At 54.7% G+C, this 12,558-nt stretch carries 8 protein-coding genes; 5 read left to right on the top strand and 3 right to left on the bottom strand.

What is annotated here, in order from left to right; genetic code table 11:
* Positions 1–2 precede the first annotated feature (2 nt).
* From P0119_19285 to P0119_19265, 5 genes are all read left to right on the top strand, one after another.
* The gene (locus tag P0119_19285; GenBank protein MDF0668194.1) at positions 3–3,014 is read left to right on the top strand and encodes a putative baseplate assembly protein; all 3,012 of its coding nucleotides are present in this window, start codon (positions 3–5) and stop codon (positions 3,012–3,014) included.
* Positions 3,011–6,145 (top strand): putative baseplate assembly protein, encoded by a 3,135-nt coding sequence (locus tag P0119_19280; GenBank protein ID MDF0668193.1) that lies wholly within the window; start codon positions 3,011–3,013, stop codon positions 6,143–6,145. The genes P0119_19285 and P0119_19280 overlap by 4 nt, the downstream gene beginning before the upstream one ends.
* Entirely contained in the window at positions 6,142–8,268 is a 2,127-nt protein-coding gene (locus P0119_19275) for a hypothetical protein (GenBank protein MDF0668192.1), read from the top strand. Before P0119_19280 ends, P0119_19275 begins: the two co-directional genes overlap by 4 nt.
* 9 nt (positions 8,269–8,277) lie before the next feature.
* The gene (locus P0119_19270; GenBank protein ID MDF0668191.1) at positions 8,278–9,933 is read left to right on the top strand and encodes a DUF6519 domain-containing protein; all 1,656 of its coding nucleotides are present in this window, start codon (positions 8,278–8,280) and stop codon (positions 9,931–9,933) included.
* Positions 9,934–10,029: 96 nt separating this feature from the next.
* The gene (locus P0119_19265) at positions 10,030–10,503 is read left to right on the top strand and encodes a hypothetical protein (GenBank protein ID MDF0668190.1); all 474 of its coding nucleotides are present in this window, start codon (positions 10,030–10,032) and stop codon (positions 10,501–10,503) included.
* A 353-nt stretch (positions 10,504–10,856) separates the two neighbouring features.
* Here the strand turns inward: P0119_19265 and P0119_19260 are convergent, their stop codons facing one another.
* From P0119_19260 to P0119_19250, 3 genes are read right to left on the bottom strand one after another with little or no spacing between them, the layout of a single operon-like run.
* The gene (locus P0119_19260) at positions 10,857–11,375 is read right to left on the bottom strand and encodes a DUF488 domain-containing protein (protein ID MDF0668189.1); all 519 of its coding nucleotides are present in this window, start codon (positions 11,373–11,375) and stop codon (positions 10,857–10,859) included.
* Between the two features lie 7 nt (positions 11,376–11,382).
* A complete protein-coding gene (locus tag P0119_19255; protein MDF0668188.1) occupies positions 11,383–11,694 on the bottom strand; it encodes a TfoX/Sxy family protein in 312 nt (103 codons plus the stop codon).
* 3 nt (positions 11,695–11,697) lie between these two features.
* On the bottom strand, positions 11,698–12,555 hold the full coding sequence (locus P0119_19250) for a methyltransferase domain-containing protein (GenBank protein ID MDF0668187.1): 858 nt from the start codon (positions 12,553–12,555) through the stop codon (positions 11,698–11,700).
* Between the last annotated feature and the right edge of the window lie 3 nt (positions 12,556–12,558).

Raw genomic sequence — 12,558 nt, 5'->3', positions numbered from 1 at the left:
TCGTGGATTCCGGAGTAATGTGTCATGACGATCGCCGGCGTGAAGAGGTGCGTCAGGCGGATCTCAATGGGCTGGATTACGTCGAGGTGAGCAACGACGGTCGTGTGCTCGACGTCTATCTCTTGGGAAAGCTGACTGGTGACGTATCCGCCTCCAATATTCGTATTGATGGGGGAGTGCGCATCAAGAATATTGTCGTCACGGACGTTAAGCCTGTCCGTACCCAAGACCAAAAGCGCGATGATGTCTTGCGGGTTTTCTCCAATATGCGGGGAGACTCCTCGACGTACACGCTGCATGTCGTTGAAGCAGATGAGTATAACCGACCCGGGACGGAACCGCTGAAAGGATTTGATGCTCGATATGCCAAAGTGGACTTCACATTTTACGGAGCGGCGCCGACCAGATCAGTGTATTCTTCCAGCCAAGCAGCCCCGGTCTCTCGTGATGAACCGGAGATCAACTACCTCGCCAAGGACTACGCGAGTTTTCGCCAACTGATTCTCGATCGTCTTGCGATCGTTGCGCCGGCATGGCAAGAGCGGCATGTTCCCGACTTGGGACTGACCCTTGTTGAGGTGCTGGCCTATATCGGCGACCAACTGAGCTACTACCAAGATGCCGTAGCGACCGAAGCCTATCTCAATACAGCCCGGCAACGCATTTCCGTGCGCCGTCATCTGCGGCTGATCGATTATTCGCTGCACGATGGATGTAATGCCCGCAGCTGGGTCTGTATTGAAACGGCCGGCGATATGACGCTCGAGCCCACAGATGTCTATTTTGTTTCAGACACGAATCAGACCATGACCAGCCGCGACTTCGTCATGTCTGGAAGAGATATGGGAGAGGTGCCCTCAAGCCAATACGAGGTGTTTGAGATTCTTGAGAATCGAGCGCTGCGTAAGGAGCACAATTGTATCCTCTTCTATACGTGGGGTAACCGGGTCTGTGTGTTGCCTGTCGGGGCGACGTCGGCCACTCTTTACGATGGCTATTGTGGCGAAGCTCGCAAACTGGCACTGGAGCAACTGCGTGCGGGCGATGTACTGATCTTTGAAGAAGTGAAAAGCCCTCGGACAGGTCACATGGCTGATGCGGATCCTAATCATCGACACGCAGTTCGGTTGACGAAGGTGACGCCTGGTTGTGATGAGCTGCATGCTCAGCCGGTGGTCCATATTGAATGGGCTCGTGAGGATGCCCTTCCCTTTCCCCTCGTGATTTCAGCAATCGGCGACGCACCAGGCTGCAAATTGATTGAGGACGTGACGGTTGCGCGGGGCAATGTCGTACTCGTGGACCATGGGCGTACGGTCACTGGGAAGGAGTCTTGGATTGTCTCGGCACAGGACGAACCGACGGAGTGTGAAGGGGAAGGACAGCCGGCGGACAGGGTCGTGCAAGCGGCGCCGTTTCATCCCGCCCTTACCCAGAGCCCTGTCACTCAGGGTGTTCCATTTCCCGAGAGAAGAATGATCGCCCAGGCACAAGCTCTGGTTCTTGATCAGATCATCCGCGATCTCAGGCTTCGAGTCGTGGAGATTTGGCGTGCCGTGCAGAAGCGAGAACGGGACGCTCAAGAACGACATGAGTTGAGCCTGTTGTCCGATGAGTTTGAAACCCTGAAGATGGTTTTTGGGGAAGAGGTCCTTGCCCATTTTGACATCCTGCAGGGCGAAGGGGCCGAAGCCCACCTGAGCAAAGCGTTGAAGAAACTCCTGCTTCGCGAAGGCCGGCTACTGATGCCCTTCGTATCTCGCAGTGTGATGTTCTCGCAGAGATCTCCCTTCGCGCAGAAAATACGCCGTCTCACCACCCTGCGTGAACGTGCGTATTCTGGATACTGTCTGACCGATCGTGATGCTCAAGAGGTGGGAGCCATGTTTGGGCAGCAATACGAAGAGTGGCTGAAGCCGACCAATCCGCGCCTGTATGGCTCCGCACAGCAGGCGATACGGCAAGATGTAGGTGAGGCGCTGCCGTTCCTCACGGTCAGGGAGGAGCACGAAGGGAAGGAACAAGAAGGCAAAGAACAGGAAGGGGAGGGACAAGAAAGCAAGAATCAAGATGAGAAGGAGTGGAGACCACGACGCGACTTGCTGAACAGCCGGCGAGAGGATCGACATGTGGTCGTTGAGGTCGATGACCGAGAGATCGCCCATCTGCGGTTCGGTAACGGCGACCTTGGACGGCCTGTGCAACCGAGTGTTGCCCTGAGGGCAACCTATAGAGTCGGAAATGGAGCGAAAGGGAATGTTGTCGCCGAAGCGATTTCTCATCTAGTGTATCGTTCCACCGTTGTTTCTGGCTCGAGTGTTCTCCGGGTACGAAATCCTCTTCCGGCACAGGGAGGCTCCGACCCTGAACCGATTGCCACGGCCAAACTGAAGGCACCGGCAAGTCTTCGATCTCATATCGAGCGAGCCGTGGTTGCCGAAGACTATGTGCATCTGGCGAAACGGAACCCGAAGGTGCAGCGCGCTGCGGCTGAACTACGCTCGGCGCATGGTTGGTATGAAGTTCGCGTGTTTATCGACCCGCTGCACGGCTTTGTGCTTGAGGATGGGCTACGCGATGAACTAGCCAGAGATCTGCACGCTTATCGACGCATCGGTCATGAGGTGGTCGTGCTGCCTGCCCACTATGTGCCGTTGGAGATTGCGCTGACCGTGACGATTCATGCGCACCAACTCCGGGACCACGTGCTCCAAGAGCTCCGTGCTGCGCTCGGAACCGGGGTACGTCCTGATGGACCAAAAGGATTCTTTCATCCCGATCTTCTCACGTTCGGCGACAGTATCTATCTCAGCCGCCTCGTGGCTACGGCCCAGGCCGTGCCCGGTGTCCTCAGCGTCGAAGTGACCCGACTGTGCCGCTTGTTTTACCCGCCGGCCAGAGAGATCGAAGACGGGGTGTTACCGATTGGTCCCTTCGAAGTCGCTCGTTTAGACAATGATCCAAATCGTCCGGAGCTGGGGAGACTGGCATTGACGATTACAGGTGGACGATGACAGAACCCAAAGATTGTTGGGAACCTGCTGAGACATTGACCCCACTCTCGGTGAGCAACCGGTCGGGATTGAACAGCCTGCGGTATCGAGTCGGTACGCACTCGGCGTTTCTTGCGAGTATGAAAGCCGCGCTCTCTCGTCGGGGGTTCCCGCTGCTCGGCAGACTGACCTCAGACACCAACGACGATCCGGCCATTGCACTCCTCGACGCGTGGGCCACTGTCGCTGATGTGCTGACGTTCTATCAAGAGCGGATCGCCAACGAAGGGTATCTTCGAACCGCGAAAGAACATCGTTCCCGTGTTGAGTTGGCTCGACTTGTGGGGTACGTGCCACGTCCCGGTGTGGCAGCGAGCGTGTATCTTGCGTATACGCTCGATACAAATCTTACCGCGCAGCCTGGGAAGGAGCCTTCCGTCACCATTCCTCTCGGTGCGCGCGTCCAAACTATTCCAGGCCCTGGAGAGCTGCCGCAAACGTTTGAAACCGCGGACGAGCTCGAAGCACGATCGAGTTGGAACAACCTGAAGCCACGTCTGACTCGCCCACAAAGAATCACTCCAGAAGATGTAGAAAATAAACTGGAGAGTTTGTATTTCGATGGCATCGCCACCGGGTTGAAAACCAACGATTTCTTGTTGTTCGTCTTCCCCAATCCAGCCAAGCAATACTTTCGACGAATCTCCATGGTTCACGAGCCGGATATCCTCAATAAGCGAACCATGGTGACTTTGCAGCCTATCTCACAGTTGAGGGCTATAGAAAAAGCGGTTGATCCACTCATCCCGAACCCTCCTGAAAAAGGCAAACAGGAAATCCAAGCTGAAAAGACCATACGAAAGATACTCGAAATCGTGAAACAAGAGACGGTCGCGAACGCGTCTCCAGGGGAACGTTTAACGCGAATCTCAAAGAACATTGAGACACTTGAGGGCATCCTGAAACGAAGCCGAGCGGGGGCGATGCATGACCGGCTCGCGAAAGTCGTCTCGACGCTCAACGCGACGATCAAGAAGGACCGTGGGGGAACAGAAGGGGAGAAAGAGGACGGAACCTCTCAGATTCCGACCCCAGAAACACAGTACGCACAACGTCTACCTTCCAACCTTGTCTATGACGTACTGGCAAATATTCCTTGGCCAAAGGACACGGCATTGTCCGACCGCCTGCCGACCATGAGCGTCGAGGATAATAATCCGGTGACGGTGTATGCGTTTCGAGTGAAGGCGTCGCTCTTTGGTCATAACGCGCCAAAGAAAGCAAAAGGGTTGAACAATAAAAATGTGATGTGTTTCGAGGAATGGGACATTGAACGAGAGGAGAAGACAAAAAACGCAGTTTATCTGGATGCGAGCTATGACAAGATCGCGCCGAAGAGTTGGGTGATGCTCGAATACAGCGCACAGGAACGTGTACTGGTCACTCCCGTCGACACTGTCGATGCCGGGATTTCGCGTGCTGCGTATGGGATCACTGGGAAAAGCAGTCGGATGGTGTTGCCTTCTGCGACTGGGGGCAATCCATGGTTCCAAGAAGAAGATGGGTTTGAGGTTCTTCGTGAAACAGTCATCTATGGGCAGAGTGAGGAACTCCCTCTGGCTGCCGAGCCCTACGTCGCTCCGATTGGGGGAGAAGATAGTAAGCGGATTGAACTCGATGGCTATGTGGCTGAACTGAAGCCCGGCCGCTGGCTGATCGTTTCCGGTCAGGAGGAAGATACCAGTCAAACGCCGGATGAAATTGGACTCAAGGACAAACTACAGAGCGAGGTCAAGATACAAGGGGTGAAGCGGAGTGAGCTCGTGCAGCTGTCTGATGTTCAGCATGGATGGTCGACCTTGCTGCAGAGTGAGGGGAAGGAGAAACGTCTAGCGCCTGTACCGGGTGACCCCGTTCATACCACCCTTGTTCTCCCGACCGATTTACAATACCGCTACAAACGGGAGACGGTCGAAATCTCCGGCAATGTCGTACGCGCGACTCACGGTGAGACTCGCAAGGAAGTGCTTGGGAGCGGCGACGCCAGCAAAACCCTGCAACGTTTCTCGTTATCTCAGAAACCCCTGACCTATACGGCAGCCTCCACACCCTCAGGCAGTGCGAGTTCCTTGAGAGTCTATGTGAATGACGTTCGTTGGCACGAAGCTGAGCGCTTGACCGATCTCGGCCCCAGTGACCGCGCGTTTGTGGCGCAGACAGACGATGAACAGAAGACGACCATTGTCTTTGGTGACGGCACGAATGGAGCGCGGCTCCCAACCGGCACAGAGAATGTGAAAGCCGAGTATCGGATGGGAATCGGCAGCGGCGGGAATGTCGAAGCCGAACGGGTTCGAGTTCTCATGACACGCCCGCTCGGCGTGAAAGCAGTGGACAATCCCATGCGGGCGTCCGGAGGAGCTGAACCCGACAGCAAGAGCGCCGATCTCATGCGGGACAATGCCTCGCTAGGGGTGATGGCGTTTGATCGTGTGGTATCGGTCCAAGACTACGAAGATTTTGCCCGCAGCTTTGCCGGGATCGGCACAGCACTGGTCGAGTTGTTGCGTCATGGGCGGCAACAATTCATTCATCTGACGATTGCCGGAATCGATGACGGTCCGATTGACGGAAACTCCGATCTCTATACACACCTGATCGACGCGTTGCGGCGGTACGGGGATCCCCATCACCAGTTTTCTGTCTCGTCGCGAGAGTTGCTTGTCCTCATCCTGTCGGCCAAGATTGTTGTGCACCCAGACTACCAATGGGGCGACGTTGAGCAGAATGTCCGTGCAACCTTGCTCTCACAGTTCAGTTTTGAGAAACGCACCTTGGGCCAAGACGCATTTCTCAGCGAGGTGATCACGACGATCCAGAAGGTGCGCGGCGTGCAGTACGTCGATGTCGATGTATTTGAAAGTGTTTCCCAGATGCAAGGCGAAGGAAGACTGCGGCGCCCATTGACCTTTCCTGAGATCGATCGGGAGGCCAAAAAGATTATTGAAGCAAAGACGACGGAGGGCCATCCACAACCACGTATTCCTGTGAATGTCGCCGCGATCGTGAATGGGAAAGTTCGTCCCGCACAGTTGGCCTATATCCCTTCCGCGGTGCCGAATGCGATTGTTCTGAACGAGAGGTTGACATGAGTGAGGCTGATGATCGGGTCTATGCATTATTGCCGGTCGTGCACCGTCAGCGCGACGAAGAAACCGGTGGGCCATTAAGAGCCCTGGTGAGCGTGATCGCTGAGCAGGTCGCCATCGTCGAGCAAGACATTGAGCGTCTGTATGAGAACTGGTTCATCGAGACCTGTGATGACTGGGCGGTGCCCTATCTGAGCGACTTAGTGGGTTATCGGCCCGCGCCAGAAGTACGAGAGCGCGGCTTTGTCGACTATGAGCGTCAAAGTACGCAGGACATGGTGTTCGTCTCACGACGCGAAGTTGCCAATACGCTGCGCTATCGGCGCCGGAAAGGATCCCTCGCGCTGTTGGAGTCCCTCGCCAATGATATTGCAGGATGGGCGGCACGGGCGGTTGAGTTCTACCGACTTGTTGCCGGAAGCTATGGACTGAAACACCAGGTGATGCCCAACAATTACCTGGTGGATCTCCGGCTCGGAGATGACATTGACCGGCTGAACACACCGTTCGATGAAACGCCCCATACGGTCGATGTCCGTCGCCTTGGTTCCCGTCGCTCACAAGGCCTGTACAATCCGACTCACGTCGGTGTTTTTGTCTGGCGGTTGAAGGCCTATTCAGTCGGGCCAACACAGGCCTCTGCTGACAACCTAGAACAAGGACAATATCGGTTCGATGCGTTTGGTCATGATGTTCCCTTGTATACCTTGCCTGTGGAAGAGCCAGCGCCAACCCACATCACGGACGAAATAAACCTGCCGGTACCGATTCGCCGGCGTGCGCTCAGGGATCGGTTGGCTGACTACTACGGAGAAGGCAAGAGTTTTTGTATTTGGATCGACGATGCCGAGGAACCTCTCGACTTGAAGGATATTGTGCCCACAGATCTGAGTAGGTGGAGTTGTTCGTTCAACGGTAATCGATCTTGGGTTGCAGTGGACCCTCAGCTCGGACGGCTCTTCTTCGCCCAACCTCCGAAAATGGTGCGAGTTTCCTATCATTATGGATTCAGCGCCGATATCGGTGGTGGTGAATATGATCGCCCGATGTTGCAAGTGGTGGGGAAGACAGGGACAACAGAATCGAGCCCGACTCTCTACAAGGTTGACAGCGGACAAGATTTGATTACTGCGTTCCAACAATGGGGAAGAGACCAGCCATCTCACGCCGTGATCGAGGTTGTTAGGAGTGGATGGTTTGACATACCCGAAGGGCGGGTTTCCTTGAGCCTAAAAGCAAACCAAATCCTGCATTTGCGCGCCGCGAATGCTGTCCGTCCCGTCATCCATGGGACGTTTGATGTCACGGTACATTCTGGGAGCAGGTTGTTGCTCGATGGGCTTCTGATAGACGGCAGCCTGGTACTGAAGGGGGCGCCTGAGGAACAAAACACGCAAGCCGAGATTTTGCTCCGGCATTGCACCCTTGTGTCTGGCAAGGGAGCAGACGCATCACCGAGTTTAGAGCTGACGCGCATCGGATGGAAGGTTGTGATTGAGTCTTCTATCGTTGGACCGCTACACGTATTGCAGAATGAGGTACGAACGGAGCCGCTCCAAATTCGCGTGATCAATAGCATCATCGACTCCGGCAGTGATGGAGCGACAGCTGTGGGTGCCTCGAATCATGATGTCGCCCATGCTGTCCTATCCATCGAGCGCAGCACAATATTGGGGCAGGTGCAAGCGCATGCAATCGATTCCGCTGTCAATACGATCTTTACCGGTTTGGTCCATGTCGATCGTCGTCAACGAGGGGAGATGCGGTTTTGTTATGTGGCTCCGGAATCGCGTACACCGAATCGTCGTCAGTGCCAGCCGGATCTTGCGATGCAGGATGTGGAAAGGCGACTCGGAGTACAGCTGAAGCGAAGGCCTACTCCCGACGAAATCGAGGCAGTGCGGAGCCATATCCGACCGTCCTTCAACAGCCGACAATATGGCGATGCAGCGTACTGCCAACTCTCAGCATTCTGCCCACAAGAAATCGTGCGTGGCGCTGATGATGAAGGTGAAATGGGCGTCTTACACGACCTGTATCATCCTCAGCGCCTTACGAACCTCGATGCTCGCCTTAACGAATATGTACCGGCGGGGATGGAAGTTGGAATCATCGTCGCCAGTTAGGAGTGGAGTATGAAAGGTGATTTCTCTCGACTGACCTTCGATAAAGAGAAACAGTTCTCGCGCGTGTTCATGCAGCAGGGGCGTGTTCAGCTTGATGCGGATTGGAATGAACAAGACGCTATTTTCTTGGATTCGATACGCACGTTGACTGCGGATGTGATCGGACCGCATGGAGGCGCGACGGATACTAGTTTCAAGATTGAGCCCGGTGAAAAGGGCTTCGTCATTAGGCAGGGGCGCTATTATGTCCAGGGAATAGGATGCATAAATGATGACGCCCAAGCGTACGACCACCAGAAGAATTATCCTCTTTCTGAGTCCGAGAAGATCAAAGCCGGATTGTATTTGGTCTATGTGGATGTCTGGGAGCGTCATGTGTCAGCCGCAGAGGATGATCACATTCGTGAGGTGGCGCTTGGCGGTGCTGAGACGACATCACGTGGACAGGTCATTTGGCAAGTCAAGACTCTTCGGCTCGACGACAAGGATGCCGACCATGTTCGCTCGCAAAAGAGAGCCTTGCAGTGCATGGAAACGGCTGAAGCGATATGGCCGCGCAATCCTCAGAAAGTCCAGGAGGCCAGAAAGGGGTTTGCAGATCACGCTCAGAGGCTAATGGAGGGTCGAGTACGACATAAGGGCAATGTGCGACTCCGCGCGTCAGTATCAGATACCAATGATCAGGCAGAAACAGGATACCGCGGCGTAGAGAATCAACTCTACCGTGTGGAGATTCATAAGGGAGTTGTCGGGGAGTCTGGGGGAGCCACTTTCAAATGGTCGCGAGAAAACGGTTCCGTCACTTTTCCTATTCAAACGATGGACGGACTGAACGTCACCTTAAGCTACTTTGGAAGCGATAGCCGAGGGGGATTGAACATCGATGATTGGGTCGAGATCGTAGATGATCGAGATGTCCTCAAAGGGGTTCCTGGAGTTTTGCATCAAATAGAAAACATCGACGCGAGAGGGACGGATACGCTTATAACACTCAAGGACAATGCTGGGCCTACACGTCAGTATGGTGAGCAAGATCCCTACCATCCAGTACTGCGCCGGTGGGACCACAGCGATCGTAATGGGGAGCTGAATGACGGCGCTGTTCTCGTGCGGGAGAAAGGGACTGACGATGTCTGGATCGAGATCGAGGACGGCATCGAGATCCAATTTAGTGGCCAGACTAATGGGAAAACGATGGAGTATAGGAGCGGAGACTATTGGTTGATTCCAGCCAGAGCGGCGACAAGTGATATTGAGTGGCCCCAGACTATTGATGGGAAGGGTAAATCGATTCCTGCCGAGCAGGAACCATTCGGAATTGACCATCACTATGCGCCGCTCGCTTTTATAACTTCTGAAGATGATGGACGAGTTTGTGTCGAGCACGATTGTCGATATGTTATCACCCCCATTGGGCTTCCTGTAGGACCTCCACTGAAGCCCCCGGTTGGTCTTGATGTTCTCGCACTGACTCTTGCTGGAGCTTTGCTTGGGGTACTGTGGTTCGCAGGTGAATATTTGCCGAAATATTTGCCTATAGGAACGGATGTTTTCTTACGATTGGTTATCTATATAGGCATCGGGGGCATCTTCGGGTTTGTCCTCTCCAGCCTGTACAATGTATTTCTCCGGTGGTTAACGCCGTCGCGGCAACCGTCTGAATGATTGGAGCACACGCGGAGGTTCACCCTCGCGGTAACTGGTTTAGTATTATTCTGCAGTGAGAAGGGGGAATTTATGCGAACTCAAGTCTGTGGTTTCTTGCTCGTTCTTTTCCTTGCCATGCTCACACCCATATTCGTCGTTGGAATCTCAGTCAGTTCTGCTGAGGCGGCTGATGGAATTCCCGCCACTCCAGCTGACTATTCGAAGCTTGGTTCTGCTTTGCTCGGGTATCTTGTGATATCCGCCGTCTTGGAGATGGCACTCACCGTCGTGTTCAACTGGCGATTGTTTAGCAGGTATCTTGAAGGTAAAGGCTGGAAGACGCCTTTTGCGATTCTCTTTTCCGCTTTTGTTGTGTGGAATTATGACCTTAACATGATGAAAGACGTTCTGGATGCTCTAGGAATGTGCGGAAAGGATGGTTGTTCCCAATCACCCGCAATTGGCCGGGTTGTCACCGCTTTCGCTCTCGCTGGGGGAAGTGATGCGTTCTTCCGGCTCTTCACTAGGCTAGGGATACGCAATCCCTTGGAACGGAAGGAGAAGGCAGCAGAGGAGGCCGCAGCATAAGACGATAGGAAGCCACATTGGCAGCGGAATCGTCTGCCTGGGAATGGCAAGGGTTTTTGTTCTTCCTTCCTCTTGTAGTGGGTCTCGACCACTCATCGATCGTCTTCATTCAGGGCAGCATGAAGGCAGGTCGCCTATGCGGCAAGAAAGTATCGTGGAAGGGGATCTTACGGGTGGCCAGCGTCGATCAAGGCCGGACGCCGGACGATCAGTGGTATTGTGTTGAGGTCAACCCGTCTCCAGGATTCACGTATTTCCAACCGCAGACTAACCAAGCCATGGCCGAGCTGCTTCTGTGGGAACCTATACCGCTTGGGCACTGCGAAGATTCTACGAGGAATGGGATGATGGCCTCACCCCCTATAGCACAAGAACCCATTCTCAACCGTAGCGAAGGACGTCAGCCGATGTCGGTCTGCTTTCGTCCCCGACATGATATGTCGGACATCCCAGTCCCTCGTCACTAACGCGTCGGCGATCAAGGACCGATGGCAGCGCCAGGGGACTGCTTCGGCGCACATGATCACTGTCTTCTTGCTCGTGCTATACGCCATAAGCTCTTCTAGCGCTTCGCCAAACTGTTCTGTCTGCATGTAATCTGCGTAGCCTCGGAAGCTCGCATTTCGCCAGCCGGCGTTGATGGAATCCTTCCTGGGCTTGCGCAAGCCACCGAGATTGCCTGCATGCCGATAGTGAATGGCAGCACGAGCCAAGCTCTGCGCCAATGTCTCGGTGTTGAATTGCGGATTATGACGTGAGCGAGGAACAGTCCGTACATCGATGAGCTGCTTGATGCCATGTACTTTCAGAAGCGATACGAATTCATCGATCGGTCTTGTTGAATGGCCGATGGTCCAGAGAACTTGGGACATGGTTTGATCATCCCTTGACTGCTGCCGTCGCCCAATGAGTCAAGACTTCCGCATCTTCGATCACCTCAATCGGTACCTCATAAAAGGATTTGAGTGTTTGTTTAGCGTTTGGGCGGAATGGTTTCATGCCCTGTTTCTTGTAGGAAGGCACTGTGGCCACCGTAACTTTGAAGTACAGGCGCCCCTTATGAATGATGCCGAAAAACCTGACTCGCTGATAGAGACCGTACCCGCCGAACATGGCGCGTGCAGCCACTCCGTTCAGCTCCGCCAGCTGATCCAGAATGAAGTCTTTGAAGCCGTCGTTTTTCGTCGGCATGCCTCATCCGGGCTTGCGTCCCGCGACCATCCGCACGGCAATCGGAAACGTGATGCGGGCCCCACGCTGGAACTGCGAAGCAGCTTGGATGATAAGACGTTTCACCTCTTGTCGTTGTGCTTCCGACAGCGTCGCCATGAGATTTTGGACCGGGGCCGCGATTTCAATCAGGCTCGTATAATATTCATCGGTTGAGCCGTAGGACCATTCCCCAAGAAATTCCTGGTCCGTGATGTCTGTGAGGCCGGCTCTCTCCAACATGCCGGCCAGCTCGCCGGGCTGAGCGAGACGGAAGATGCCTGGCGCCATCGGGTCCGTCGGCGGAAGGTCGATGACCTGCTTGACGGCTGCCATTGAGAGGCCGATCGAGGGGTTCTTTTCCGGAGCGGACCAGACGGCTGTCGCGACCCAGCCTCCCGGCTTCAGGACACGCGCAATTTCTGCAGCAGCTTTGGGAATTTCTGGGAGAAACATGAGACAGAAGCGACTGGTGACGGCGCCGAAGGAAGCGGACTCGAACGGGAGGGTTGTCGCATCGCCGACTCTGAACGTCACGTTCTGAAACCTCAATTGCTTGGCCTTTCTCTCGGCTACGGTGAGCATGTGTTCGGCGAGGTCGATGCCCACCACGCTTCCATTTACTCCAACTGTCTGAGCGGCGAGGAGTGCCGGATAGCCGGTGCCTGATCCAAGATCCAACACGCGAAGACCGCTGCGCAGCCTGGCGTCGCCCAGGAGTCGGTGATTCAGGAATGCCATCTGTTCATCGAAGAAGCGATCCCACTTCTCCCAGCCGCCTGCGACGCGGTTCCAGTCTTGTCGTTGGCTATCGATGACTTGCTCAGGTGATGGCGCTGCCATGAA

The sequence above is a fragment of the Nitrospira sp. genome (genome assembly GCA_029194665.1).
Lineage (GTDB): Bacteria > Nitrospirota > Nitrospiria > Nitrospirales > Nitrospiraceae > Nitrospira_D.
The sequence above is the reverse complement of the archived record's forward strand: the minus strand, read 5'-3'. Positions and strand labels throughout refer to the sequence as shown.